The 26447-nt window shown below is 54.5% G+C and carries 19 protein-coding genes; 9 read left to right on the top strand and 10 right to left on the bottom strand.

From position 1 onward, the window contains the following. The first annotated feature begins 378 nt into the window (after window positions 1-378). The gene (locus P7079_RS00495; RefSeq protein ID WP_278012889.1) at window positions 379-2169 is read left to right on the top strand and encodes a bifunctional metallophosphatase/5'-nucleotidase; all 1791 of its coding nucleotides are present in this window, start codon (window positions 379-381) and stop codon (window positions 2167-2169) included. A gap of 56 nt (window positions 2170-2225) precedes the next feature. Here the strand turns inward: P7079_RS00495 and P7079_RS00500 are convergent, their stop codons facing one another. From P7079_RS00500 to P7079_RS00525, 6 genes are all read right to left on the bottom strand, one after another. Continuing rightward, on the bottom strand, window positions 2226-2621 hold the full coding sequence (locus P7079_RS00500) for a hypothetical protein (RefSeq protein WP_278012890.1): 396 nt from the start codon (window positions 2619-2621) through the stop codon (window positions 2226-2228). Window positions 2622-2692: 71 nt separating this feature from the next. Beyond that, window positions 2693-3166, bottom strand: a complete 474-nt coding sequence (locus P7079_RS00505) for a hypothetical protein (RefSeq protein WP_278012891.1) — start codon at window positions 3164-3166, stop codon at window positions 2693-2695. Further along, window positions 3163-3483 carry a heavy metal-binding domain-containing protein gene (locus tag P7079_RS00510; protein ID WP_278012892.1) on the bottom strand — a complete coding sequence of 107 codons (321 nt, stop codon included), beginning with the start codon at window positions 3481-3483 and terminating at the stop codon, window positions 3163-3165. Before P7079_RS00510 ends, P7079_RS00505 begins: the two co-directional genes overlap by 4 nt. A gap of 161 nt (window positions 3484-3644) precedes the next feature. Continuing rightward, window positions 3645-8000: a DUF3418 domain-containing protein gene (locus P7079_RS00515; RefSeq protein ID WP_278012893.1), complete on the bottom strand. Its 4356-nt coding sequence runs from the start codon at window positions 7998-8000 to the stop codon at window positions 3645-3647. Window positions 8001-8041: 41 nt separating this feature from the next. After that, entirely contained in the window at window positions 8042-8692 is a 651-nt protein-coding gene (pcp, locus tag P7079_RS00520) for a pyroglutamyl-peptidase I (protein ID WP_278012894.1), read from the bottom strand. Between the two features lie 40 nt (window positions 8693-8732). Then, window positions 8733-10130, bottom strand: coding sequence for a PAS domain-containing protein (locus P7079_RS00525; RefSeq protein WP_278012895.1), 1398 nt, complete (start codon window positions 10128-10130; stop codon window positions 8733-8735). A gap of 280 nt (window positions 10131-10410) precedes the next feature. On the opposite strand from P7079_RS00525, the gene nrdD reads away from it, so the two are divergent. Continuing rightward, on the top strand, window positions 10411-12753 hold the full coding sequence (gene nrdD / locus P7079_RS00530; RefSeq protein WP_278012896.1) for an anaerobic ribonucleoside-triphosphate reductase: 2343 nt from the start codon (window positions 10411-10413) through the stop codon (window positions 12751-12753). A 119-nt stretch (window positions 12754-12872) separates the two neighbouring features. Next, window positions 12873-13448, top strand: a complete 576-nt coding sequence (gene nrdG / locus P7079_RS00535; protein WP_278012897.1) for an anaerobic ribonucleoside-triphosphate reductase activating protein — start codon at window positions 12873-12875, stop codon at window positions 13446-13448. Here the strand turns inward: nrdG and P7079_RS00540 are convergent. Beyond that, a complete protein-coding gene (locus P7079_RS00540; protein ID WP_278012898.1) occupies window positions 13445-14578 on the bottom strand; it encodes an EamA family transporter in 1134 nt (377 codons plus the stop codon). The two genes, nrdG and P7079_RS00540, sit on opposite strands and share 4 nt — an antisense overlap. A gap of 271 nt (window positions 14579-14849) precedes the next feature. Here P7079_RS00540 and P7079_RS00545 point away from each other — a divergent pair, with 271 nt between their 5' ends. From P7079_RS00545 to P7079_RS00565, 5 genes are all read left to right on the top strand, one after another. After that, window positions 14850-15872 (top strand): endonuclease/exonuclease/phosphatase family protein, encoded by a 1023-nt coding sequence (locus tag P7079_RS00545; RefSeq protein ID WP_278012899.1) that lies wholly within the window; start codon window positions 14850-14852, stop codon window positions 15870-15872. 283 nt (window positions 15873-16155) lie between these two features. Next, entirely contained in the window at window positions 16156-19122 is a 2967-nt protein-coding gene (locus P7079_RS00550) for a CshA/CshB family fibrillar adhesin-related protein (RefSeq protein WP_278012900.1), read from the top strand. Between the two features lie 65 nt (window positions 19123-19187). Further along, on the top strand, window positions 19188-20663 hold the full coding sequence (locus tag P7079_RS00555) for a SpaH/EbpB family LPXTG-anchored major pilin (RefSeq protein ID WP_278012901.1): 1476 nt from the start codon (window positions 19188-19190) through the stop codon (window positions 20661-20663). Window positions 20664-20813: 150 nt separating this feature from the next. Beyond that, a complete protein-coding gene (locus tag P7079_RS00560) occupies window positions 20814-21764 on the top strand; it encodes a class C sortase (RefSeq protein WP_278012902.1) in 951 nt (316 codons plus the stop codon). Between the two features lie 34 nt (window positions 21765-21798). Beyond that, window positions 21799-22191 (top strand): hypothetical protein, encoded by a 393-nt coding sequence (locus P7079_RS00565; protein ID WP_278012903.1) that lies wholly within the window; start codon window positions 21799-21801, stop codon window positions 22189-22191. Between the two features lie 120 nt (window positions 22192-22311). Here P7079_RS00565 and P7079_RS00570 read toward each other — a convergent pair whose 3' ends face one another. Continuing rightward, a complete protein-coding gene (locus P7079_RS00570) occupies window positions 22312-23796 on the bottom strand; it encodes a DUF1846 domain-containing protein (RefSeq protein ID WP_278012904.1) in 1485 nt (494 codons plus the stop codon). 202 nt (window positions 23797-23998) lie between these two features. Between P7079_RS00570 and P7079_RS00575 the strand changes: the two genes are divergently transcribed. Beyond that, window positions 23999-24358, top strand: coding sequence for a hypothetical protein (locus P7079_RS00575; protein ID WP_278012905.1), 360 nt, complete (start codon window positions 23999-24001; stop codon window positions 24356-24358). Between the two features lie 24 nt (window positions 24359-24382). On the opposite strand, the gene P7079_RS00580 is transcribed toward P7079_RS00575, so the two are convergent. Together P7079_RS00580 and P7079_RS00585 are read right to left on the bottom strand one after the other, a co-directional pair. Next, complete coding sequence (locus tag P7079_RS00580; RefSeq protein ID WP_278012906.1) at window positions 24383-25510, bottom strand: App1 family protein phosphatidate phosphatase; 1128 nt, start codon at window positions 25508-25510, stop codon at window positions 24383-24385. Between the two features lie 94 nt (window positions 25511-25604). Continuing rightward, complete coding sequence (locus P7079_RS00585; protein WP_278012907.1) at window positions 25605-26345, bottom strand: GntR family transcriptional regulator; 741 nt, start codon at window positions 26343-26345, stop codon at window positions 25605-25607. Between the last annotated feature and the right edge of the window lie 102 nt (window positions 26346-26447).

Consider the following 26447-nt stretch of genomic DNA (forward strand, 5'->3'; position numbering starts at 1 on the left):
CGGAGCTGTGAGGCGGAGTTCTTCGAACTTAGGGATTGTCTTGCATTTCCGGTGTGTCACACTCTAGGCGCCTGCGATAACGGAAAACAATTTCCGTATGAACAAATGTTCATTTAATTTTCTATCGAACCTTTAAATCTCCTGTAATAAAGACATTTTTCGAGTATTCCTGATGAAAATATTTTGTCGAATATGTACAAATGTTTATTTTTCCTGTGTCTCGGAAATGATGATCAGCAAACGATGCGGGGTTTTCTTTGCACAAAGAACATCACACACAGATGGAAGTCGCCGTCGTTCGACCTGCTAAAGTAAGGCTCGCTGACTCACTGAGTCTGGGCTATGTGTGCCTAGGCGCTACCACAAGGATGTGATGCGATGATCAACCAACTTCTGAGAAATTCCGTTATTAAAATTTCCGCAGCAGTGTCAGGTGCGATGGCACTTTCACTGCCACTGCCCGCGTCGGCGCAGCCCAGTGAACACACTGTGCGAGTAGAGCCGACGCAGGCGTCGATTGTGTTCTTCCAAGATGGCCATGACATTGCACCAGTGAAACAGGGAACGAAAACCGATCCTGAATATCACGGCGGAATTGCACGATTGGCAACCGTTCTTGCGCAACAAAAGGCGCGAGGAGTCCCAACAGACGTGGCTTTCGGGGGTGACCTTGGCGGGGGTACGCTCTTTGGCGCTGTCTTCCACGGAACTGCGATGGTTGAGGCATTCAACCAACTCGGAGTGGACATCGCCGGTTTTGGACAGCACGATTTCGACTACGGACTTGCGACGACTCGCGCAAATATTGCGGCGTCAACATTTCCGTGGGTATCTTCGAACCTCTCCGTCGGCGGGAAACCGCTTAATGGCGCACAAAATATCGCTGTTGTGCGCAAGGTTGGTGGGGTGAAAATCGGCTACCTCGGTTTGACCCTCGGAATGGAAACGACGACAGCAGGTAAAGATATCGCCCAAGCAGATTACGTTGAAGCGGCGAAAGCTGCACTTCCTGCGCTGAAGGATGCTGATGTGATCGTGGCACTTGCACAGTTTCCTCGTGCTGAGGATGCCATGCGTCTTTTACGTGAAGTTCCACAGATCAACGTCGTCTTGCGAGAAGAAAATTCGTTCGCGCAGGAAGGCAATGACATCACCATGCTCCCTGATGGACGTTTCGCCGTCGCCCCGGAGGGAAACTATGGGTCGCTTGCTCGAATCAACTTTGCTCAGACTGAGCAGGGTCGGTGGGTTGCAACGCACGAGGAAATTCAAGTGAACGGCAGTGTCGGTGAGGAGCCGGCAGCTCTTGCCTTAGAGAAAAAGTACCAAACTGAGCTTGAGAAGAAACTTGCGACGAAGGTGGCGTGTTCCGACACTGCACTGGAAAAGCCACGAGCGCTGGGAGCAGTTGCCGCTGAAGCATTTCGTCAAGTAGCAGGGGCGCAGATCGGGTGGCTCAACGCCGGTGGAATGCGGGCTGATCTTGCTGCCGGGCCACTGACCTTGAAAGACATCCTTGCCGTGTTCCCTTACGACAATAAAGTGATGAAAATCCAGGTCACAGGCGCGCAACTGCGCCAAGCGCTTGAGCAGGGGGCAGATTCCTCACCGAATGGGGACGGTGGCGGTTACCCGATCCTGGCGGGCGCGCGTTTTTCTTATGATTCGGGCGCAGCGCCTGGCACAAAAATCAGTGATCTCACGTTTGCAGATGGGACGCCTATCAAAGATACTCAGGTTCTCACTCTCGGTCTGACCAACTATGTGGTTGGCGGAGGCAATAATGTGACCGCCTTTGCCTCAGCTCAGGTCATTCTCGACGCCGGTTTTATTGGATCCGATTTTGACGCGTTAGTTGTTCGGCTGACAAAGACGAGCCAGTGTGCTGCCGGTCAGCCCGAGAAACATGAACAGTTTGCTGAAACGGGACAGTCGGAGAAGAAAAAGCAAAAGACCAACTCAACGACTCAGGCCACAGGGAAACTGACGCCGTCTGCGTCAGACTCTGATTCGACGTCGGCCCTTGCACAGGGCACCAACACTCAGAAAAAGGGCAGCACGGAAACGACGGGCCTAGCATTTACTGGGACAAATATTGTGTGGACGGGTGCTGTTGGTGTGGTTGTGCTTGTGGTGGGTGTGTTGCTTGCGCGTCGGCGACGACAGTAAAAATGGCAGTGACAAAAGTGGGGTGGCATCAACCGATGCCACCCCACTTTTGTCACTTACTTCGTCTCTGTTGGTGAAGCCGGCGTTGATGGCGTCTGCTTCGGAGCCTTTACCTTGTCGGGTGCGAGTGTTACCACGCACTCCTTTGCGGATGTCATCATCAACTTCACGTCCTCATCCTTATTTGGGACATTGCCCTTTGTCTGAGTGAGTGTCTTGAGCGTGTCAGTGGAGAGCTTGTCATAGCTGGCATCCATGATGCACTGAGCCAGTTCACGCGCTTTGCCTTTGCCTAGCTGCGCTTCGATTTTCTTTACCTGATCTTGCGAAGAAACCATCGCACTGACCACGGCATCTTTCGACGGGCGATCTGAAGAATTCGAACCGCATGAAGTAAGCGAAAAAGCTACGAGCGTGGCAGCTGCCGTAGCGATCAGTGTGCGGATTTTCATCGAGCCTCCAGTAATTGAGAAATTGTTTCAAGTAAATGGTGGCACAGCGGGAGCCGTCATGCGAATTAATATCACAGGGGCGGCAATTTCTCTGCGTCGGCTTTTTTGAGATGAGTGCCGGACATTGTCATCCATCTTCCCTTTCCCATAAGGGGGTGATCGAGTAGCAACACGAATCGTCCGTCAAACTTTTTACCGAGTTCCAGAAGTTCCGCTGTACGCTCGTTTGGCAAGGTCGCTTCGTCAACTCTCATGATGGGCAGGCCGTAGAACCATTGATCGCGTGATCCAAGCAGGACGAAATTTGGTTCGTTTTTGCAAGATGTACGAGTGCTTTTTGACGGTGACGCAGCCGTTACCGACACGGTGGGCTTTGGTGAGGGTAATGTTGAAGGAAATTTCACGCGAGCTAGGCCGCCTCGAACGTTTGTGTTCGCGCTGTGGAGATCGGAAGCTGATGCATGACGCAAGGTGCGCCTCCATCTTTCAGGGAACACGGTGGCCAGAATGTCGAGAAGAATATCGACGAGTGCTTCAAAGATCATTCGATGACCACTGCGGTGCCCGAGGCGGTTACCATCACCATGGAGCCGTTTGAGCCGAGGGTCTCGTAGCCGAAATCCACGCCGACGATAGCATTTGCGCCAAGTTCTTTGGCGCGTTTTTCCATCTCCGCAAGGGCATCAAATCGGGCTGTCAGCACTTCTCCCTCATACGAATTTGAACGACCGCCGAAGAAGTTTCTTACCGAGGCTGCAAAATCTTTGACGAAGTGTATTCCTTGAATAACTTCAGCAGAGACGATGCCTTTATACTCACGGATTGAGTATCCCTCAAGACTGTCTGTTGTGACGGAGATCATCCTTGGCCCTTTCTGTGCTTACGGCAAAACGAATCGTATAACTACTCCGGCAAAAGTGAGAAGTTAAGGTGCAACAAAAGTCAACATTGCGCCACCAGTGTATCAATCATCATGTCTATCGGATCTTTGGGATCCGGCTCAGGTCAGATACGGCCGATCACCTATGCTCCTCGCAGAACTTTCTCAATGCGTTGGACTGAGACTTTTCCTTGCGTACCTAATTGCTGAGCAAACAGCGATACCCGTAGCTCCTCAATCATCCATTTGGCTTGGCGTAGCTCTCCAGCGCGCGCCGCGTTCCACGGCCCCTGAGCAAAAGAAGCTCGCTCTCGCTGAAGTTTCTCGATGACGTTCTGAATCTGCCACGCCAGAGCGTCATCGGCGGCAGGATTCGACGCCGCCTTGTGGAGACGGTGGATCGCCGCAGTCAAATATCTCGGGTACTGAGCGAGCTGGAGATCCTCGGTGGCAGAGAGAAAGCCGTCGTAAACCAAACCCTTGACCTGCAACTTCACATCCGAAACTGTAGCGAGAAGCGCTACCGATGTGCTCACGCGCAACGCAGATTCCACCTCACCCCAGGCACTAAAAATGCGAACGCAAATACGAACGATTCGATACACCTCATCTTCGATACGATCGCGAACCCACACGCGAAGTTGCTCGTATAGCCGCTGGTCACGCAACCGTCCAAGCTTATTCTTGGTGTCCTTCGCCCACTTGTCGGCTAAGTTACGCGTCGCAGTGAGTTGCAGATCAGCCACGAGCGCCGACGTGGAAGGGTACGGCGTTGCAGACATTGCCAGAGCTTCGCTGCCTGTCCATCGTGAGCTGATTCGGCCTTCGGGGAGAGCCGCCTCGTGTGCAAGAAGACGAATCACCCCGAGTCGATGATCGCGAACTTGCTCAGCTGGCTCCGCCAATACGCGCAACTCCACGGTGACACCATCGACACCAGCCAGCGGCTGCTCGCCCGACGTCGCTTTCTGCCTGCTTAGGGCGTCCGCGCCAGCCTTGCCTTGGACCTCGACGAGCGCCGGATATCCGCGAACCACCATTCCATGTGGCCCTGCGGTTTCAATGACTTCGGGAATCACACCGTTAGCGACCTGCGGCCAGGTAGAAAGCGGCTGATCTGCGCCGGCAAATGACGGTGAGGCAGGATCATTGGCTGTTGTAGAAGGGGCAATTAATCCTGCGCGCGCTTCCTCAAGTGCTTGAGCCACCGCACTCTTGACCACCTTTTCCACAGCTCCGCGCGTCTGCGGCGCAAGTGCATTTTGAAGATGTGTGATCGAAGGAGACTCATCAAGTACGGCTCCTCGCTCCGAGCGCACACGGAAATTGATGTTCAAATGCGCCGGAAGCGTTACCTGCTCCCAATCTGCATCCGTAATATCGATGCGTCGTAGCTGATAGACCGCGTCAATGAATGCGTTGCGGAAACTCGGTGTTCCCTCTTGTCCGTGCGCCACGTCTTCCCATGCTGGCAGGATCTCAAGAATCTTGCGGGCGACGTCGGGGGCGGGCACAAGATGGCGACGTACCGGCTTGGGCAATGCTCGAATCGTGGACGTGACAAGTTCTGGGAGCAAGCCAGGAACGAGCCAATCAAAACCTGCATCGCTCAATTGGGGTAAGAGAGTGACGGGGACATCAATCGTTAAACCGTCCGAATGAGCGCCGGGGTTAAAAGAATAGTGAATCGGCAACGCGATATCACCTTGCACCCATTCAGTGGGGAAGTCTTCCTCGGATGCGCTGGATTCGCCGAGCAAGAATTCTTGCGTGAAGTTCAACAACTCGGGGTGAACGGTGCGTTCCTTCTTCCACCACGAGTCGAAGTGACGCGCTGACACAATCGACTCCGGGATACGCTCATCGAAGAACGCAAACTGTGCCGCTTCATCTGCCACGACACCGACTTGGCGCAGTCGCTCTTCGACTTCATGCGCCTGCGCCAGTTGTTCTTTGTTGTACTTGACGAAGGCATGATGAGTGCGCCACTGGTTCTCGACCAAAGCGTGGCGAATGAAGAGTTCACGAGCAAGTTCGCGCGACGTCGGTGTGCCAACCTTGGACAGCAAGACCTTGCGATCCGCAATGAGAGTCAGGCCGTAAAGCATCACCTTTTCATGAGCTAACGCGGCACCTTGGCGTGTAGACCAATGCGGCTCAGAATACTGTTTCTTGACCAGTCTCCCGGCGATACGTTCGATCCACTCGGGCTCAATTTTTGCCACAGTGCGAGCGAACAGACGCGATGTTTCTACCAGCTCCGCCGCCATCACCCAGTCGGGAGTGCGCTTGTGTAAACCCGACCCTGGCCAGATCACGAAATGTGTGCCACGAGCACCAAGGTAGTCTCGATGGCGCTCGGAATACGTCCCGATGGAGGAGAGAAGGCCGGTCAAGAGTGAACGGTGAATTGCGTCCGCAGCGGGAGTATCTGCCGACCGCCCCACCGTTTTCACTGCACGAGCCACATCTTGATTGTGCGAGCTGTCACCCGTTTCGCGTTCAGCACGGATTTGCGCCCGGCTCGGCAAGGCGATGGGATGCACGCTGAGGCGCAGTTCACGTGCCAACTGGGTGAGCTGCTCGACGACGTCGGCCCACTCACGGAAACGTAGCCAGTGGAGGAACTCGTCGTGACACATGCGCCGAAACGCCGAACCGGAAAGTTCACGCTGCTGAGTGCGCAGGTAACGCCAGAGATTTAAGTATGCCAAGAAGTCGGAGTTTGGCTCTGTAAAACGTGCGTGAAGCTGATCAGCCTGGGCACGCTGCTCAGACGGGCGCTCGCGGACATCTTGCACGCTCATCGCTGCCACCAACACAAGGACTTCCGAGGTCGCTCCGTTATCGACGGCGGCGAGCAACATACGCCCCAGACGCGGATCGATCGGCAAGCGGGCAAGTGCGCGGCCAGTGTCGGTCAGGACAGGTGTGCGCAGACCAGGCTCCAAGGCTCCAATCTCTTCGAGTTGAGTGATACCATCGCGGATTGATCGTGAATCAGGCGGATCGATGAAAGGGAACTTGTCTATTTCGCCTAAGCCCAGGCTTGCCATCTGCAAAATCACCGACGCAAGGGCAGTCCGCTGGATTTCCGGCTCAGTGAATTCGGGACGCGCTGCGAAGTTTTCCTCAGAGTACAAACGGATCGCAATGCCGTCGGCCACGCGTCCGCTTCGCCCGGATCGCTGGTTCGCACTCGCCTGTGAGATCTCTTCGATGGGAAGGCGCTGGACCTTCGTTTTATTTGAATAGCGCGAAATACGTGCGTAACCAGGATCAATGACATAGTGGATTCCGGGAACGGTCAGTGATGTCTCAGCAATATTCGTTGCTAAAACGATCCTGCGGTGTTGATGCGCCTGGAATACGCGACGTTGCTCAGATCCGCTCAGACGCGCATACAGAGGGACAACTTCCACAGCTCCTGGGTGTGGAGAGCTTTCGCCAGGGCCGAGATAGAGCTGTCCAAATTCGTCGCGGAAAGCCTTTTCAGTTTCGTGGATCTCGCCTTCGCCCGAGAGGAACACCAGGATATCGCCCGGACCTTCATTCATGAGTTCACGGGCCGCGTCCACAATTGCTTCGGTGATGTCCTTGGACTGAGCACGGCTCAAACGTTCCGGTGCGTCCTGGGGAGCGGACGCGTCGGCGTCGGTGTGTGGCACGTCGGGGCCGGTGGAATACTCGCGAAGCTTCATATTCTCCTCAAGCGATTCGCTTGCACCCTCCACAGTCAGAGGACGGTAGCGAACCTCCACTGGGTAGGTGCGCCCGGACACTTCGATGATGGGTGCCATATCTCCGCGTTGCGCACCAGCCGCATGATGGCCGAAATGTGCGGCAAAACGCTCGGAATCGATTGTTGCCGAAGTAATGATGAGCTTCAGATCGGGACGATGCGGCAATAGCTGGGCCAGATAACCGAGCAAGAAATCAATATTTAAGGATCGTTCGTGGGCTTCGTCGATAATGATCGTGTCATAGCGGCGAAGTTGGGGATCGGACTGAATCTCAGCCAGGAGGATACCGTCCGTCATCAGTTTGATCAGCGTTTTGTCCGATACTTCTTCAGTAAAACGCACCTGGTAGCCGATTGTCTCGCCAAGATTTTGCCCCAGCTCTTCGCTGATGCGGTCAGCCACGGAGCGCGCCGCGATACGACGCGGTTGAGTGTGGCCGATCATCGCGTTCACTCCGCGCCCGAGTTCGAGACAAATCTTGGGAAGCTGAGTTGTTTTTCCTGAGCCAGTTTCGCCCGCGACGATGACAACTTGGTGGTGAGTGATAGCCTCGGCAATGTCTTCGCGACGTGCGCAAACAGGAAGCTGTTCGGGATAGGAGATCACGGGAACACTCTCACGGCGAGCCTGAATCTGCTCAGCTGTGAACGGTTTCGGAGTGCGACGGCGTGGCGCAATGCCGAGTGCTCGGGAGCCTCGTCGGGTTCGATGATGATTTTTGCGTGCGCGATTGCGATTCGGTTTTTGTTCAGACATACCCTGCCATTCTTTCACGAAAGTAGCGGCAGCGTTAAGAACTAGAACTCAGTGCCTTCTGCTGCGTGAAGGTCTGTGGTTGTGGTGACAATGGCTCCGATTGCAGCGCTCAGACCAGCAACAATGTCATCAAGAGACATCGATGGCATCTCAGGACGTTGCTCAACCTGCTCAGGCAAGAACGGAACATGGATGAAGCCTGCCCGCACGGGATGTTCTTGGGCTGAATATTCTTCGGCAAGGAAGAGGGAACCGTACATGAGATGGTTGCACACAAATGTTCCGGCGGTATTGGAAACCATGCCAGGAAGTCCGACAGATCGGATTGCGGCCACCATCGCTTTGATCGGCACAGTTGCGAAGTATGCTGCTGGGCCGCCGTTGACCACAGGCTGATCGATTGGAGTATTTCCAGCGTTGTCGGCGATGCGAGCGTCATCGATGTTAATTGCCACGCGTTCAACCGTGATTCCCTGTCGTCCACCCGCCTGGCCGACGTTGACGATTGCGTCGGGGTGGTGGAGCTCGACGAGGTTGCGAACCTTTGCGATAGCGTCGCCAAACACCGTCGGTACCTGCGCAGTGACGATCTGTGCGCCCTGAAGAGTTGAAGGAAGCCGCCGGACTGCTTCCCACGCAGGATTGACTGCTTCACCGTCAAAGGGGTCGAAACCAGTGACCAAAATTTTCATGGAAGCATTCTATACACGTCCGTGGGAGCCTTGGCAGGCGTCAGTAATCGCCGCGCATTGTGTGGACTTTGGCTCGCACCTGGGCCACTGTTTCTTTCAGTGTGGCAAAATCTTCGTGAATTTCTCCGGCAGAAGCTAGCTCAATCTTAAAGTTTTCGAGGTGCTGAAGAGAATCCCCGGCCTGGTCAATCGCGCGCGATACCACCCCGACCAATTCTTGACCTTCTGCAGGGATGTTGATACCCGCCACTGACGTCTGCCACAGCTGCAAAAGTTGACGCGGAATCGACACTCCAGAAAGCACATGGTCAATATAGTTGGTTGTATCGAAAATCAGTTTTTGGTGAAGGCGTGAGAAATTTTCGAGCGTTTCGACATCGTCGATAAGGACATCGGAGAGCATCTCAAGCGACTCAAGTTGCTCGTTTCCGTTTCCTGCCGCGCCCTCCGGCTCGGTTCTCTGTGTCGGTGTGAATCCGGCGTCGATCAGCTCCGCCACAAAAAATCCGCAGGTGTTGGAGTGTAAGCGAGCCAGGGCGATGCGGAAACGAGTGCGAGCGATATTGGTGTGCAGGTCCTCGATTCGACCGATGAGAGTGTTGAGGTAGTTCCCCACGATTAACTGCATCTGGTTCCATACCATGAGCGGTTCCATGATGGCACTCAGTTCCGGATAGGTGGTGCCGAGAGCTGTGAATTTACCAGCAACTTCGCCCACTTCACGCATATCAACGAAAACTGAGTGGGCGCCGTCGGCGAGGCGTTGTGACACGTCTGCTAGCTGATCTTGGCGGCCCATCCATGCGTTGAGCGTGTCGAATTCGCTCCAGACACTGCCCAACATGTAATGGAGTGGGGTGTCACCCCAGCGTGTAGGGAATACGTCGGTGGAGGCTTCGCGTGCAGCGACTTCGGCTGGAAGAGCAAGGTTCTGAAATTCTTCGTACGTGCGGAAACCGGCTGCGGCGAGGTCGTCAGTGAGCATGGTGATCGCGTGGGCGGCACTTTCACGTCGATTCATGCCGCCGTCGATCAATTCGTATTCATGCGCGCGTACGTGGCTGTAGATTTCTCGTGCCGCGCTGAAGAGGTCATCACGGCAGGGGCGACTACGGACCGAGAGATAGTCGCCGTTTTTTAAGGGAGTGATCGTGGCAAAAACGTCATACTGTGAACCGTCGGCCGCAAGGTTCATGACGTAGGCGGCGAAAGGTTCACCTGCTTCGAGAGTGTCCCACATTGCTTTGAATGCCGCGCCCGGCATCGCGGGATGGCGGATGATGTTGTGCGGAGCTCCGGTGAGCTGGTCATGGTGGTAACGCGAAAGGCGAGTAAAAACGTCGTTGGACAGTTTAATGACGCCCTTGGAATCAGTAGTTGAGAAGAACAATTCGTGAGGTGCAACGTCGTGGTGTGCCCCAGTGGGTTCGACGGTCATGTTGTCCTTTCGTGGTTGTCGTGGTGAGATGTGCAAACCAAGTCTAATTTAGCGCCTGGAGCGAAGAAAATTCGCCGATTTTGTCCTGTTCTGGTGGAATTTTGACGACGGTGGCGGCGAGCGTTTGAACCCTATAAAGACACGCCCACGTCGTAACGAATTTATGGTGTGTTTCGCCCGTAATGGCGCCCAAGGATGCGTGAGTCCAGGCCAGCCTTCTCCTGCTGCGAGGCGAGTGCGAATACTATATCTAGTATTCGCTTATCAAGGGGAGCACAAGATGTCGGTGTTGGATGAAATTCGTCAGAACCTAGAAAACGCGCCAAAAGATGGCGATATGCGTACTGTCGAGGGCGCGCATGGCCGTATGGCAAGCAGTGCAGCTGGTGTCCCAGGCTCGTTCGCCGCGTCCCATGAAACTCCCCGTGTGGAATATCTTGAGCACCGTGTGCATATCGCCCGTGTACACAAACGTGATGGGCGAGTTGTGCCGTTTGAAGCGCGCAAGGTTGCGGCGTCAATCGAACGGGCATCATTTGCTGCGGCTCGTCACGCTACCCATTCTGCCGCGTTGACCCCGGCAGCACTGACGTCGCTGACACACGCTGTGATCAGTGAACTTGAAGCTCATGGGAAAATCGAACCACCGGCGTCGGCAATCGGAGAAACCGTCGCGCGCGTTCTCTCTGCCTGCGGGCAAAGTGCTGTGGCACGTGCGTTTCGTGCCGGGCGCGCACGGGTCGAAGCTGAGCACGCACGTGCCACAGATATCAAGACTCAAGTGGGAAAACTTCTCTCGTGTGCGCCGGAAGTCGTCAACGAAAACGCAAATAAGGATTCGCTCGTTTTTAATACTCAGCGTGATCTGACCGCTGGATCCGTAGCGAAAGCCTACGCACTTGCTGACCTTCTTCCATCGCACGTTGCCAATGCGCATATGCGAGGGGATATCCACTTCCACGATCTCGATTACAGTCCGTTCCAGCCGATGACAAACTGCTGCATCATCGATATCCCGGGGATGCTTGCTGAAGGTTTCCAAATTGGCAATGCGCGTGTGGAATCGCCGCGCTCGATTAACACTGCAGCCGCTCAGATTACGCAGATCATCGCGAACGTTGCGTCCTCGCAGTACGGTGGCTGCTCGGTTGATCGTGCCGACGAGGTGCTGGCACCGTATGCGCGGATGAATTACCACAAGCATCTTGCCGACGCCGAAGAATGGGTTGCTCCTGAGAAGCGCCAGGACTATGCGTGGGCAAAGACACGCAAGGACATCTACGATGCCATGCAATCGCTTGAGTACGAGATCAACACGCTTTACTCATCCAATGGCCAAACGCCGTTCGTCACGATCGGTTTCGGCTTGGGAACTAGCCGTTTTGAGCGCGAAATTCAGCGAGCAATTTTACAGGTGCGAATCAAAGGCATCGGAGCTCAACACCATACCGCGATCTTCCCGAAGCTGATCTTTGGGATCCGCCGGGGTGTTAATCTCGCACCAGATGATCCGAACTACGACATCAAGAAACTGGCGTTGGAGTGCTCGGCGAAGCGCATGTATCCCGATATTCTCAACTATGACGCCATCGTGGGCATTGAAGGTGATTACAAGGCTCCGATGGGGTGCCGTTCCTTCTTGCCTCGCTGGATTGACCCGGCCACTGGGAAGGACGTCAACGCTGGTCGGATGAATCTTGGTGTGGTGACGCTGAATGTGCCGCGTATCGCCATTGAAGCTGCCGGATCGAAGGATCGCTTCTGGCAGATTTTCGACGAGCGCATGGAGATTATCCATGACGCTCTCGATTTCCGTGCTCGCCGTTGTGAAGATGCTACTCCGGCGTCGGCGCCGATTCTGTACCAGTTCGGTGCCTTTGGGAAGCGCGTCGGGAAGGACGAGGCAGTCCATGGGTTCTTCGCAGATCATCGTGCGACGGTATCGATCGGATACATCGGATTGTATGAAGCGGCGTGTGCTTTCTATGGCCCAGATTGGGAAACCGATCCGGAAGCTAAGGATTTCACTCTCGAAATCGTTCGTCGTCTGGCTCAGTATGCCGAGGAGTGGAAGGCGCATAGCCCATACTGGTACTCGGTGTACTCAACTCCGTCAGAGTCGCTCACGGATCGTTTCGCGCGCCTGGATCGCCAGAAGTTCGGTGACATCCCGAATATCACCGACAAGGGCTACTACACGAATTCCTTCCACTTTGACGTGCGAAAGAAGATCACGCCGTTCGAGAAGATTGATTTCGAAGCTCCCTATCCGCACTACGCCAAGGGCGGTTTTATTCATTACTGTGAGTATCCCAAGCTCGATCACAATCTTTCCGCGCTTGAGGCTGTCTGGGACTACTCTTATGACCGAGTAGCCTATCTTGGCACGAATACCCCGATTGATCACTGCTACGAATGTGGTTTCGAAGGTGAGTTCGCCACGACTTCTGAGGGGTTTGCGTGCCCGGATTGCCACAACACGAACCCGGACACCTGTGATGTCGTGCGTCGGACCTGTGGTTACCTTGGCAACCCGATGAAGCGTCCGATGGCGGCGGGTCGGCAGGAGGAAATCTTGAGCCGCGTGAAGCACCTGGAAGGTGAAAGCCGTATCCAGAAGTAGGTGCGAGGAAGCAAGTAATCGGCGTCACCCCTCCATGGCGCCTATCTGAGTGCCGTGCCTGTGTGAATGCGCGCAGGCGCGGCAACCCCTTGAGACGATACGTGAGGAGGAAGACCAGTATGAGGATTGACAACGCCGGTGTCCACCAGCCGGAGTGTGGCGAGTGGCGCTCAGAGAAGCTTTCGCGCGGTCGTATCGCTGATTATAAACCGATGAACTTCGTCGACGGGGAAGGGGTGCGCTGCTCGATCTACGTCAGTGGGTGCCCATTCAAATGCCCGGGTTGTTACAACCGAGCGGCGCAATCTTTCATGTATGGCGAGGAATACACCGAGGAATTGGGTCGTCGAATTTTTTCTGACGTTGCTCAACCCTATGTTGCCGGATTGAGTTTTTTGGGTGGCGAGCCGATGCTGGCAACCGGGACTCTTCTTCCGATTGCCCGCAGATTGCGAAAAGAATTTGGAGCGCACAAGACAATTTGGACGTGGACGGGCTATACCTTCGAAGCACTATTGAACGAGACTTTGGACAAACGTGAGCTGGTGGGGTTGAGTGACGTGCTCGTTGACGGCCCATTTCTTCAGGCCGAGTATGTATCCGGCCTAGCCTTTCGCGGATCGGCAAACCAGCGGATTATCGATGTTCAGGCATCTCTCGCTGCGGGAAGAGTAGTTCCCTACTCAGTGTTCTAGTGTGGCATTTTCGCCGCTGTTCGGGCTGTCCGACGTGAGGTTGGACGAAGTCTCGAAAGGGAAGCGATCGCGCGGCGGAGCCGAGGTTCCCGAACCGGCACGAGCGAGATATGAGTGCTCGTGGCTGAAGGAATGATGTGGGAATCGATAAGAACCTCAACCGGGTCAAGGTGGGTCGTTGCTTGGGCAGCAACTTCGGCAACGACGTCGCCAGCCGCCGGCGTCGTGGTGCCAGCAGAGAGCGCGACAGCGGCCATGACAATGACGAGTCCCGCGAATTCACCGAGTGATGGGCGTTGGCCGAGCATCATGACGCCAACAGCCAAAGAAGTGGCTGGCGCGAGCGCCCCCAAGAGCGAGTACATCGAGGCTGACACATGCGGCATCACGATGATGTCCAGAGTGTAGGTCACAATGTTGGAAAGCAACGCCACGATCAGAATTGTGCCGATCAGAGTCGGTGACACAGCAATCACGGCTGCACCGGGTGCGAAAGGTACGGTGACGACGGTCGCGGTGGCGGTTGCAATAGCAAGGTTATCGAGAGGATGGCCAGAGGCCCCCATGCGTCGGCCAGTGATAATGTACACGGCCCACATCGCTCCTGCGGCCAGAGTCACGAGGATGCCGTAGCGGATCTTCGGATCGCTGACGTCTAAGCCACCGAAGGAAATCATGAAGACGCCGACGAGAGCAATGAGGACGGATACGCGGATCCGCCAGCAACGTCCGGCAAACATGGCCAGTGTGACCGGCCCGAGGAACTGAATAGCTACCGAAGCGCCCATCGGGATCAGAGAGAGCGAGGCGTAGAACAGCAACGTGAGTACGGCGATGACCACACCAAAAATGATCGGGAAAATGTATCCGCGTGCGGTGCGGCCGCGCCACGGGCGTCGCCATGCACACAGGATGACCGCGGCAACGAAGAATCGTGCCCAGGCAACCGAAGGTGTACTCATCTGCGCGAAGAGGTCAACAGCGAAAGCCGCGCCCATATATGAAGCGAGCGCGGACAAAATGACCAGGAGCGGAGCGAACCACCGATGTGCAAACATGGCTCCAATTGAACGCGTTTTTTCAGGCCGGCGAAAGTGGTACTGAGGACGTGATTGTGTGTACTTAGACACAGACGAATTGTGAGAGTTTTTCTTTTACTTTCGCGGGTAAATCGCATTACTGAATCGTTACTTTTCACAGGGCTGACGCGCATGGAGTGAGGCATTGGCTGTGGCACCCGTCAAGGTTTGGTATAGCGGCGGGTGTGCTCGAATCATTGTCACTTCCTCCCCGTAGGATGAGGGAGTCGAGGAGATTGCGTTGACATTTTCAGGCGCCTTTGTGCGGTAATGAAAATAGGTGCGCAGGTGGAATGCGAAGTGTTGAGATGAAGGAGTTCGGGTGAAATATCTATGGGGCCTGATCGGGGCAGCGTTAGTAGCTGTAGCAATCATCTCGGTTCGTCCGAATGTTTTTGGTCTGTCAGCCTACGAACTCCAGTTTCCGTTTGCGCAACTCATCGCGATGCGAGGTCTGCTTGCTGTGGCATTCCTCATCTGCGGACTGCTTTTCGGTATTTTCGCGGTTATTCGCTACAAGGCCGTCAATGCCGGACGAATCGCAGCATTGTTAGCTGTCGTTATGGTTTTTGTGGGTGTCGCTCACGCGGGGACTGTGTGGTGGCGGGGAATTTCAAACCCAGATCGACTCTCCACGGATCGTGGAGTCAGCATGGAGGGGCGTGGAAATGGCCAGATCACAGTGCTGACGTACAACACTTTGGGTGGTGCGACGGATTCGGATCAGCTTGCTCGAATCATCGCCGACGAGGGCGTGGATATCGTCGTTTTGCCAGAAACATCCACTGCACGCGGAAATGATCTTGTGGATAAGCTTGCTCAATCGGGGTATTCATTCCAGCATTTCGACACGTCAACGCCACAATATAATGCCGAATTCGAATCGACAGTTGTCCTGGTCAGTGATGCTCTAGGAAAGTATCGCACCACCTCCGTCGCTGACGATCACCGCTCAGGGGTCTCTGTGGCGCCCGTGAACGGGAATGGCCCACAAATCTTTGGTGTCCATCCAGTGGCGCCCGACTATTCACTCATGCCGAACTGGCGTAAGGAAATTACACAAACATACTCGTTATGTGCAGCGAAGGGCCCGTTTATTTTGGCCGGCGATTTCAATTCCACTGTTGATCATCAGTTGGCTCTGGGGAGCAAGTGCGCCGACGCTGGTGCGCAGGCTGCGGTCGGCGGTCTGGGATCATGGCCTGCCTGGACGCCAGAACTTTTTGCAGCACCGATCGATCGTGTGCTCACCGACGGTAGCTACCGTGGAACTGAAGGGCGCATGGTGAGAGTGGGCGGTTCAGATCACCGTGGTCTTTTGGTGAGGCTCGTCCCAATTAGGTGATTCGGGGGGGGGTAACTAGTCCTCTCGGTATCATGTTTTTGTTAAAGCAAGATACGTTTAGATGCCGATTCATGCACACTGAAGAGGGAAAGTACCATTGTCTAACCACGCAGCTCACCACTGGTGTAGACGTTTATTTGTCACCATTATTGTCGCTTTAGTGCTGGTAATAGCCAGCGTAGTGACGCCGATTCGCCAGCTCCAAGCAAACGCTGCCTTTGGTGAAGGCGGCTCTGTCGATTCTCAAGGGAACCCAAGCGGCGACAGTTCAAAATATCTGGGCATGATTGATTGGGTTGATTGGTCCAAAGGTGCGACACCGGCTGATTTGGGGATTTTGGAGAAGACCGAGGGGCGCGTCCTCGAAAAGAACAAGACCTATGGCGAAGTGAACTGGGATCGAGAGGATGCCGGGACTATTCGCCAATCGAAGTTAGGGGCCAAAGGATCGTATGACGTGCAAAGTGAAACGATTCTTGGTGACAAGAAAATTGCTACTTCCTGCAGCCTGTCGAATTTGATGGAGGATGCGAACGGTAAGGCAGCCCCCAAGGGCTCATGGCTCAATATCCACATTCCTGGTCAATATACGACTGCATCAGGTGGTGGAGATGGCTGGGATAACGTCTATCAGCGTTTTGACAAGGCGAGCCGAACCGGTCTACCTGTGGGTATTGGTCGTGCAGGTGGCGGACGTATTCGTTTTGATGTCAAGTGTCACGTAGAGGTTATCAACAAGGATGGTTCCCGCACACCAATTCCGATTAATGGCTTGGTTTTTTCTGACGGAGAGGCAATGACGAAAGGTGAGGCTGCCTACATCGTCCCGTCAAAAATTGATTCAGAAAAGCCCGTCAATTGGCGCGTCCTAGAGTACAGCCACACTCCGGGTGACCCCACATACACCGAACTTCGTCTTGGGCCTCAGAGATCTCATGATCGAGTCTCCGGCGCTAACCCTCAAGGACACCAGAACCTTTGGCAGTATTCCAGCCTGGCATCCTCGCTTGTCCCAGAACAAGCATTGGAAATGACTGTTCCACATAGTGTGTCGTCTGCGGCTTTTCAACCGTTCGCCACAATGTATGCAAGCAACGCGGATGGTGCATATATCGATCTTTGGGGAGGGTTCGGAAACTACATCACGATAGGAATCGTGATCGGAGCTGACGTCTCAGACGGTCCAGCATCGTACGGTCAAGCGGCCGCTATCTCCCAACCGGATATTTCAGATACGGAATCGATCCTTACTCACACGCAGGTTCGTGCTGATCAACAAACTCTCGCGAAAGTACAACAGGGAGCTGCTCCTTTTCTTGGAAAAAATGGCCCGGATCTGGATACACAGTTCCTGAACAAGTCTTCGTGGACCACGTTACGTAATGACGATCTGACGAACTCGACGAGTCTGAACGTTTACAACGACGAAGACGCCTTCGACGCTCCCCTTCTTGTGACAGCCCAGCCAGGCAAATTCACACAAACCGTCGCGTGCCAGCCTGCTCCCGGTACACGTCCGACCAACGTATCTGCTTGGTTGGATTGGAATAGTGACGGAAAGTTTTCTGAATCTGAGCGTGCTAATGCCGTATGTGAGACAACGTCAAAGGGCGCAAGACTTCAATGGGACGTCACCGAGCGGATGCTTCCTCCGGCGGGAACATCCATTTCCCCAAGTCTTATTCGGTTGATTGCTACCTTGCAGTCATCTGATCCACACAGTGCTGATTACTTTGGACCCACCGGCCTAGTATCAAGTGGCGAAGTGGAAGATCATGCCGTCACTCTGGTGCGCCCCACTTTGAGTGTTCACAAACGCATTGTGGGGAGCGATGGTCAAGATGCGCCTAACGCCGCAAACGACGGTTTCACTTTTACCGCCACCGCACTCGGGACGTTCTTCCAGAAACTTCCCCTCGCAGCATCTCCGGCAGGGGCAGAGGTGAAACTCGTTGATGTTCCCGCGACGCAGACGACATCCAAGGGAAAGACGGCCACAACAGAAGCTGGAAGCGTGCTCTGGCCACTCGCATTCAATGATTTGCCCACGGCGCTCACTACACAGACACATCAACAATCGACACGTGTGGCTGTTAAAGAAGAAAAGATCACATCAGGTTTCCAGTTTTGGCCAGGCAGTGCGGTGTGTAAGACGCCAACTGCTTTGAAAGCGCCATGGACGCACACTATCCCCATTGGTGACCCCAAGAATGGCAGGACGATTGAACAACCAGGAACCTACGCATGGCCGACGCCGTCGTCCACCGCGGTGACACATACAGACCAAGGTTTTACTGTTGCGATGTCTCCAACGTCGGTATTGGATTGCTCGGTGTCGAATCAGCCGTTTGGCCAGATTTCTATCAAACCAACTGTCACCTTTGACCCATCACTCTCATCTGTACCAACACTTGACGACACGCTGAAGTTTTCAGGTGAATTCGTTTGTACTCCGCCGGCGACGACTGTGGCGGGGCGAGCAGAAGTCACAGGAACCTGGGGGCCGGTTGCGAAAGATGAAGTGTGGATCTCTAACCCGGGCAAAGATCTGATTCCGGCCGGATCGAACTGCAAGGTGACCCAGACAATGATCGGTTCACCTGCACAACAAAAGACAAAGGATGCGGCTCCATCAATGCACGGTGCATATAGCTGGAAGTCTGTCCGATACACGGCGTCGAATCAGATCACAGCTGGCGCAGTACTCGCGGGGGAAACGTTGCCGCAGGTGACAGTTGAAAACATTGTTGACGAGCCCAAGTCCACGACTCTTTCGTGGACGAAAGTTGACGAGACTGGTCGTCCGCTAGGCGGGGCGAAATTCCGAGTTTGGACATCCGGGCGTGTAGCAACTGAAGAAGACATCGTCCGCGAGGAAATTGCGGATTGTGTGGCAGACGAGCCTCGCGGATGTGCTGGAATGACGGATACTGATCCGCGCGAAGGATATTTCACGATTCCCGATGCATTCATGGGCGACTATTTGATTGAGGAAACCCAAGCTCCTGCCGGGTATGTCAAAACTGACGACAAGCTCTCCGGGAAAATTGTTCGATCAGATCTATCTGTTGGGAAAAATGCAGGGAAGTTGACGAATGTCAGAGTGACGTCAGCGGCTCTTCCTTCCCTTCCCATGTCCGGTGGGCTGAGCACGATTGTCTTTGCGATCGTCGGAACGTTTGCGCTGGTGATCGCAGCTATAGCGGGAATCGGCAGCCTACGTCGCCGTCAGGGAGGGGCCACGCAGTAACCACGCACCCCTGCCTTGCAGACATTAAGAAAATTTTTCAACACAATCTCACTAAGGAGGACGTAATGGCCCGCACTAGTGCCATTCGCACCCGCGTGGCCTGCGCATTCGTAGCGATTCTTTCGCTCATTGCGCTGAGCTTCGCAGCACCCATCGCCCACGCGGCAGAGGGAAATATTGATACCGGAAAGACTGGTTCGATCACTATTCACAAGTTCGCTAATCCAGATTCTGGTGAAGCCGGCAACGGCACTGAGCTTGTCGATAAGAAACCGAAAACTGAGCCAATTGCTGGTGTCGTTTTTGAATATCAGAAGGTGAAGGATCTTAACCTCGCGACACCTGAAGGCTGGGAAAAGGTAAAGACCGTCAAACTCGAAGATGGTCGTGTCATGTTTGGTGACCAGCCTGCCACCATGGAACCGGCAGTAGAGTTCACTCCCACAGCAGATAACGGGGAAACTAATGTCAAAGGTTTGGCGTTGGGTGTGTACCTTGTGACGGAAAAATCTGCTCCGGCAAATGTGACTGAGAAGTCCGCTCCATTCCTTGTGACAATTCCTTACCCGAACGAGAAACAAACCTTCCTCTATGATGTCCATGTTTATCCGAAGAATACTGTGGTGACGGATAAGGATTGGCCTGTCAAGACTATCAAGGGTGGTAATGACACTGTTCATTTCCCCGGGGATACGATTGTGTGGGAGATCAAGCAAACTATTCCACAGCTTTCGACGAAGAAGCCACTAACGAAGTTTGAGATCACCGATCAGCTTCCCAAGGGCGTTGACAAAATTCAGCCAGATGCAGTCGTCGTTTCGGTAGAACGAGGCGGTCAGCCCTCTGCATTGAAACCTAGCACCACAGTTAATGACGCGAATCTTGTGACTGTGAAGTTTGAGGGTGACCAGCTTCAAGGATTGAAGTCTGGCGACGTCGTAACCGTAACGATCACTGCAAAGGTTGCTTCGACGGTCACTGGCGATGAGCTTGCTAACCAATCGACGACAAACATCAATAACGTGGAGTTCGGTTCAGTTCCGTCTGTGGAAGATATTGATCCGAATAACCCAAAGAAGAAGACCCCAACAGTTGTTTCTTTTGCGCCGCTCACGATTGACAAGGTGAACAAAGAAAAGCAGCCTCTTGCTGATGCACAGTTCCATGTATGGCCGCTTCCCAAGAATGGTCAATGTGGCACCAAGCCTGAGAATGCGCAGCTTATGACGACTTTGGGCGATCAGGGCACTGTGACTTTGCAAATGGCAATTGGAACGTACTGTGTTCAAGAAACCAAGGCCCCACTCGGCTACGAGATTGCAGCAGACTTCGCTACGCCTCAGAAGGTTGAAGTTGTCAAGGACTCAGGAAAGAAGCTGACGGTGACCAACCTGAAGTCTGCACAAGCCGGTACTGACAGCCTACTCAACCTACCGTTGACGGGTGCTGCCGGCATGGTGATCATGACTCTCCTTGGCGGAGCACTGATCGCTACCGCGTTTGGTTTCGGCTTTGTTGCGCTGCGTCGCAACGAGGACTGAATGCGAGGATATTAGTCGCGTCGTCGATGCTGATTAATATGAACGAATAACTAGCCGTGGGGTGGGCGGGACATGTCCCGCCCACCCCACGGCATCATGCACAGCACGATGATCAAAATGTGGGGGATCCAGATGCGAGATAATAATGAGATGGGCAAGGTCCTCTCTTCGCCTTCTACGCCCACCCCTGAAAAACGTCAGAAGAAATGGAACAAGTTAGCAGTAATTGCAGCTCTGTTTTCGATTCTTGGAACCACCGTGTTGCTGTATCCCTCCGCCGCCCAATGGTTCAGCCAGCTGCGGCAATCTCGCATCGTCTCTGCCTATGAGCAGATTGCTTCGCAGGCCGAACCGCAAGAAGCGATCCAAATTCGTCGTGCTCATGAATACAACAAGCTCCTTGCGGGGGAGCAGCTTGTTGATATTGAAGGGCATGTTCCAACGATTCGTGAAAGGGCGCGCACACCCGAACAACATGGCATCGCCCCATACTTCGAACAACTCCGAGCAAACTATTCTGGGTTGATGGGTCGCGTGATTGTGCCTGCTGCAGATATCGATCTTCCGATTTACCACGGCACTTCTGATGCCACATTACTCAAAGGCGCAGGGCACCTTCAAGGAACTGCTTTGCCCGTCGGAGGCGTCGGTACTCGCTCGGTCGTGACTGCACACCGTGGCCTTGCCGATGCAGCGATGTTTACCTATCTTGATCGTGCGAAAAAGGGCGATGAATTTATTTTCCAAATTTTCGGAGAGACCCTCGCATACCGCATTGTCGATATTCACATTGTCGCGCCTGACGACAGTAAATCGATTCGTGCGATTCCCGGCAAAGACCTTGCCACTCTCATCACATGTACACCACTTGGCATCAACACTCATCGAATTGTTATGACTGGAGAGCGTATTTATCCCACTCCGAACGATGCCAAAGAAATTGGTGAAGCTGCCTCACAGCTACCTAGATTTCCGTGGTGGATCGTGATTCTGAGCGTCGTCTTTATTCTGAGCTGCGCGTTCGTGTGGTTTACACGCGCTCCTGTACCAGTGCGCAAGCGTGAGCACGAACCAGATCACCAACACCACGGTGGTCAGTAGGTTTGAACCTCCCCCTGTTGACTATACTGGAGGCATGGATAAGCGACGTTATCACGTGGACTATGACTGGCTATGGACGAATCCGCCGCACAATGACGGCACGCCTGCTACCTTGCGGCTGACAGTCACGGATGGTGAAAAATCACTTGCGCGCCAGGCAGTGGATCACTGGTTCTCCACCCTCACTCTCTTTCCCGGAGGAGATCGTGGGCAAGGTGGCTGGGCAGTCAGCGAAGTCGTCCCTTCACCGTCGCAGAACGATGAGACGACAGCAAAAACATCAATTGTCCTTGACATTATCGCTGGCGGTGAAGACGTACTGGATGCCATCGCCCAGGCCGCAGAAAGCGCCTACACCACCATGATTTCTGGTTCAGACCTCGTGGTGACATGGCAACAGCTCCCACGTAAAGGATCAGTGCAGTAGCTGTTCCCTCGGTGCGGCATTGAATATCACGCCTGTGGACATCTTGCTCAGAACGGGAAACACTGGGGGGTGCATCTGCAGATGCACCCCCCAAACCGTGATGAGCCGATTCTCCTTCTTTTACTTCTTATACAGCGTCTTCGTCTGATACACAGGATCGGACGTGACGTTGATTCCTAGCTTGCGGAAAATCTCGGTGTCCACACTTCCCAAAATAGTCGTGGTGTGAACATCGGTTCCGGCCAGTTGACCGATTGCTTCTAAAGCCGCGCGGGCATTCGGATCCGACTCGGCAGATACTGCCAGTGCAATCAGGACTTCATCCATATGCAAGCGTGGATTAGCGGAACCGAGGTGCTCGGTTTTAAGAGTTTGAATCGGCTGAATCGACTCGGGCGATAGCAGAAGCAAGTCGTCGTCCAGCCCCGCAATGTGTTTGAGCGCATTGAGGAGCATCGCTGAGGAATTCCCCAAAAGCGTAGACGTCTTTCCGGTGAGGATCGTACCGTCTGCCAGCTCAATCGCCGACGCCGGTGCCCCGGTTTTGTCAGCAACACGGCGAGCGGGATTGACTACCGGGCGGTCTTCTGGCTTCACACCGAGTTTCGACATTGTGATGGCAATGCGCTCAGACTGGATAGGATCAAGCATCTTCTGCTCTTCAACCACAAGAGCTGTGAAGTATCGGCGGATTACTTCTTGTGTCGATGCGTAACGGCACACGTCGTCGTCGCTAATGCAGTATCCGACCATGTTCACACCCATGTCTGTGGGGCTCTTGTAGGGCGACTTGCCCATCACACGCTCAAGGAGGGTCAAAAGAACAGGGAAAACCTCCACGTCCCGGTTGTAGTTCACGGCCTGGGTGCCGTAGGCGGCCAGGTGGAACGGGTCAATCATGTTGACATCATCAAGATCAGCTGTGGCTGCTTCATACGCGAGGTTCACCGGGTGATCGAGCGGAAGATTCCAGATCGGGAACGTCTCAAATTTGGCATAACCCGAGGTAATTCCCTTCTTGTGGTCGTGATACAGCTGCGATAGGCAGGTTGCCATCTTGCCCGAGCCTGGGCCAGGTGCTGTGACCACGATGAGATCACGCGTAGTTTGGACGTATTCGTTCTTTCCATACCCCTCATCTGACACGATTAATTCAGTGTTGGTGGGGTATCCAGCGATGGGGTAGTGGCGCGTAACAGTCATCCCCAAAGCCTCCAACTTGCGTTGGAATTCTGCAGCGGACATATTTTCCGCAGTGACCTGTGTCATCACGATATTGTTCACGAGGAACCCACGGTCACGGAAAACGTCAACCAGGCGCAAAACATCCTGTTCGTAGGAAATACCAAGGTCAGCGCGGACCTTCTTACGTTCGAGATGGTGAGCGTTGACGGCAATCACAATTTCGATGTCATCGCGCAACTGATCGAGCATGGCAATTTTGTTGTCAGGGGTGAAGCCGGGCAGGACTCGCGAGGCGTGTAGATCGTCGAATAGTTTTCCGCCCAGTTCGAGGTAAAGTTTCCCGCCGAATTCCGCGCGACGCGCGGCAATATGTTCGGACTGCATCTGTATGTATTTTGCAGAATCGAAGCCGATTTTCATGTGTCTCCTTGGACAAGCGCGGTTCGTACTAGCTGATATTACGCTACGGGCGGGGTTTTGAGCGACGACGTCGGTGCGCCTGTAGAGTGGGAAAGGAGATAACCTGCCAGCAGGTGTGCGTGTTGACACGCACACTAGGTGGGCACACCAAGGTGGGCACCGTCGTCGGGAATCGTGTGCGGGCCCAGAAAATGGAGGAAAAATGTCGTTTTTGAGGACTGTTTTCGTGTTTGGTGCAGGCTACCTGCTCGGAACACGCGCTGGACGCGAGCGTTACGAGCAAATCAAGAAGGGCGCCTACAAGGTGTGGGAATCTGCCCCTGTGCGCAAGGGGCGCGGTGCTGCGAAGGAGCAAGCCGAGGCCGCCTATGCCGCAGCGAAGGAACAGGCAAAAGAATCTTTCGCTACCGCCCAGGACAAAGCAAAGGATGCTTTCGCAGCCGCCTCAGACGTAGCAGCTGAGAAAGCACACGAGGCGAAAGAAGCTGTCAAAGCGAAGATGGCTGAGAAGAGCGACAAGGGCGAAGAAATCAGCGTCGAAGCTGTTCCTTACGACGCCTGAGCCTTTGCCTCGTGTCACGCGGCGTCACAGCCGATAATGTCCAAAACGCTGCTTCCATGCGACCATGAGCATCATTCCGTCGCGCCCGCGTACCACAGGGACGCCTGCGTTTTCGATATCGCAATCACGACGATTCGTTTCCACAGCGTCCGTGGTGCCGTGGGCGAGGACTTGTTCTACCGGCCCCAGTTCACGAAGCGCGATTGCCTTCACCGATGACGGATGCTCACGCGCCAACTCGTCGTAGATGAGCGGATCGTGCTGACCGTCGTCGCCGATGAGCACCCACTCAATCTGCGGGAACATAATGAGCAAATTGCGCAGCTGGGTTTTCTTGTGTTCCTGTCCGCTTCGGAAGAGTCCTGTGGGTGTGGGGCCCCAGTCAGTCATGAGCATTGGGCCTGTGGGGAAGTCGCGATTTTCCATGAACGTGCGCAAAGTTTCGTATGTATTCCACGCGCCGGTTGAGAGATAGAAAACGGGCGCATCGTCATCGCCGTCCAAAAGAGATCGATAGAACTGTGCCATGTGTGGCACGGCCTGGCGTGAATTTGTGTATTTGACGAACGAGTTCCAGATCGCCAGCATTGCGCGGGGAAGCCATGTGACGATGATGGTGTCGTCAATATCGGAGACGATTCCTCGCCGGATCTGCGGGGAAAGAATCATGATCTGCGCAGTGGCAGGCTCACCGGCGCTCGGAGTGAGGACGGCTTCGTGAACTCCTGGCTCGAGTCCATGATCTTCGATGATGAGATCAACGTAGCCTTGGCGATCAGTACGCGTGGTGTAAGTATGTTCACCGATTGTGACATCGACGCGCAAGTATCCAACCTGTGTGGTGAAGAACTGGTTCCAGCCGCGCTGAGCTTCGGACGCGGCGGCGTCGGCCACTGCGACAGCTTCCCAGAAGGCAGCCTGCGCTGCTGAGTGATTTTCTGCGGTGAGACCGATTTTTGCCAGCACGTCAGAGGGGAGACGTTTTTCCGGTGGCGGTGCCATGAGGACACGCGCCATCACACGCAGCTGATGCGTGTTGCCGTACCCCATGTAGGGTGTGATTCGTGGCAGCCACCCTTGCTGCCGGCGGCGCGCGATATTGTGTCTGTTGACGAAGCCTTCGATGTTGCGCACGAGATCTGAAATTGCCATGAGGCTAGTCTAGCCGCTACGGAGGGGAGTACCTGCCGACGTCGGTGCGGCTGTGGGTGGAAAAGCGAGGGGAGGATTCCGCCGCTGGGTGTGCTCACTCAGCCGCAGCGAATACGGTAGACGTGTATTGGTAAAGGTCGCCGCGATGGGTGTGCAAACCCCATTCGATGATTTTCCCTGTCGTGTCATACGCGGTGCGTTCGATGGTGAGCACGGGTTGACGTGTGGAAATAGCCAGGAGCCTCGCTTCGCGTCGGTCGGGCCGAAGAGCCGAAACAGTTTGCTGAGTGGATGCCACGATGATTCCTTTCTCTGCAAGTAGCTCATAGAGGCCGCGCTCTTCTAAATCTTCGCGCGTGGGCATGATTGCCACGGGCAACCAGTTGTACAAGATCGCCATGGGAGTGCCGTTTCTCAGCCGCAGGCGTTCGAGTTCAACCACTTGTGTGCCAATGTCAACGCCGAGTTTGGCGGCAATTGCGGCGGTGGCAAGCTTGTAGTTATATGTCAGGACTTGCGTGGTGGGGTGTTCGCCAGCGTTGCGTAGATCCGTATTGAGCGAGGGCATGTGGGCTGGTCGGTGAGCGGCGCGCGGGGCGACGACGGACCCAGTGCCGCGTTTGCGCAGCAGGAGTCCGCGGTCAACGAGGGTTTGCATAGCACGTCGCGCCGTTGGGCGTGATACCCCGACTCGTTGCGCAAGGTCAATCTCATTTTCGATGAGTGCCCCTGGTTCGAGTTCACCGCCAATGATTGCTTCTTCGATTGGCAGAGAGATCTGACGGTGAAGCGGAACATCGCTCGTACGGTCAAGCGTGATTTTTGGGATGTACATAGTTCTAAGGATACGTTTTCGTGCGCACCGTGTGAGAAGAAAAAATAAAAACACTAGACATTATGTTTGTCACGTCATAGTGTTTTCTCTGTCGGTTAAAAG

Origin of the sequence: Arcanobacterium canis, assembly GCF_029625435.1 — a bacterium.
GTDB classification, from domain to species: Bacteria; Actinomycetota; Actinomycetes; order Actinomycetales; family Actinomycetaceae; genus Arcanobacterium; species Arcanobacterium canis.

Excerpts from the sequence above, each read along its gene's own strand:
- P7079_RS00495 (WP_278012889.1), top strand. The coding sequence starts at position 379 with ATGATCAACCAACTTCTGAGAAATTCCGTTATTAAAATTTCCGCAGCA.
- P7079_RS00500 (WP_278012890.1), bottom strand. The coding sequence starts at position 2,621 with ATGAAAATCCGCACACTGATCGCTACGGCAGCTGCCACGCTCGTAGCT.
- P7079_RS00505 (WP_278012891.1), bottom strand. The coding sequence starts at position 3,166 with ATGATCTTTGAAGCACTCGTCGATATTCTTCTCGACATTCTGGCCACC.
- P7079_RS00510 (WP_278012892.1), bottom strand. The coding sequence starts at position 3,483 with ATGATCTCCGTCACAACAGACAGTCTTGAGGGATACTCAATCCGTGAG.
- P7079_RS00515 (WP_278012893.1), bottom strand. The coding sequence starts at position 8,000 with ATGTCTGAACAAAAACCGAATCGCAATCGCGCACGCAAAAATCATCAT.
- pcp (WP_278012894.1), bottom strand. The coding sequence starts at position 8,692 with ATGAAAATTTTGGTCACTGGTTTCGACCCCTTTGACGGTGAAGCAGTC.
- P7079_RS00525 (WP_278012895.1), bottom strand. The coding sequence starts at position 10,130 with ATGACCGTCGAACCCACTGGGGCACACCACGACGTTGCACCTCACGAA.
- nrdD (WP_278012896.1), top strand. The coding sequence starts at position 10,411 with ATGTCGGTGTTGGATGAAATTCGTCAGAACCTAGAAAACGCGCCAAAA.
- nrdG (WP_278012897.1), top strand. The coding sequence starts at position 12,873 with ATGAGGATTGACAACGCCGGTGTCCACCAGCCGGAGTGTGGCGAGTGG.
- P7079_RS00550 (WP_278012900.1), top strand. The coding sequence starts at position 16,156 with ATGATTGATTGGGTTGATTGGTCCAAAGGTGCGACACCGGCTGATTTG.
- P7079_RS00555 (WP_278012901.1), top strand. The coding sequence starts at position 19,188 with ATGGCCCGCACTAGTGCCATTCGCACCCGCGTGGCCTGCGCATTCGTA.
- P7079_RS00560 (WP_278012902.1), top strand. The coding sequence starts at position 20,814 with ATGGGCAAGGTCCTCTCTTCGCCTTCTACGCCCACCCCTGAAAAACGT.
- P7079_RS00565 (WP_278012903.1), top strand. The coding sequence starts at position 21,799 with ATGGATAAGCGACGTTATCACGTGGACTATGACTGGCTATGGACGAAT.
- P7079_RS00570 (WP_278012904.1), bottom strand. The coding sequence starts at position 23,796 with ATGAAAATCGGCTTCGATTCTGCAAAATACATACAGATGCAGTCCGAA.
- P7079_RS00575 (WP_278012905.1), top strand. The coding sequence starts at position 23,999 with ATGTCGTTTTTGAGGACTGTTTTCGTGTTTGGTGCAGGCTACCTGCTC.
- P7079_RS00580 (WP_278012906.1), bottom strand. The coding sequence starts at position 25,510 with ATGGCAATTTCAGATCTCGTGCGCAACATCGAAGGCTTCGTCAACAGA.
- P7079_RS00585 (WP_278012907.1), bottom strand. The coding sequence starts at position 26,345 with ATGTACATCCCAAAAATCACGCTTGACCGTACGAGCGATGTTCCGCTT.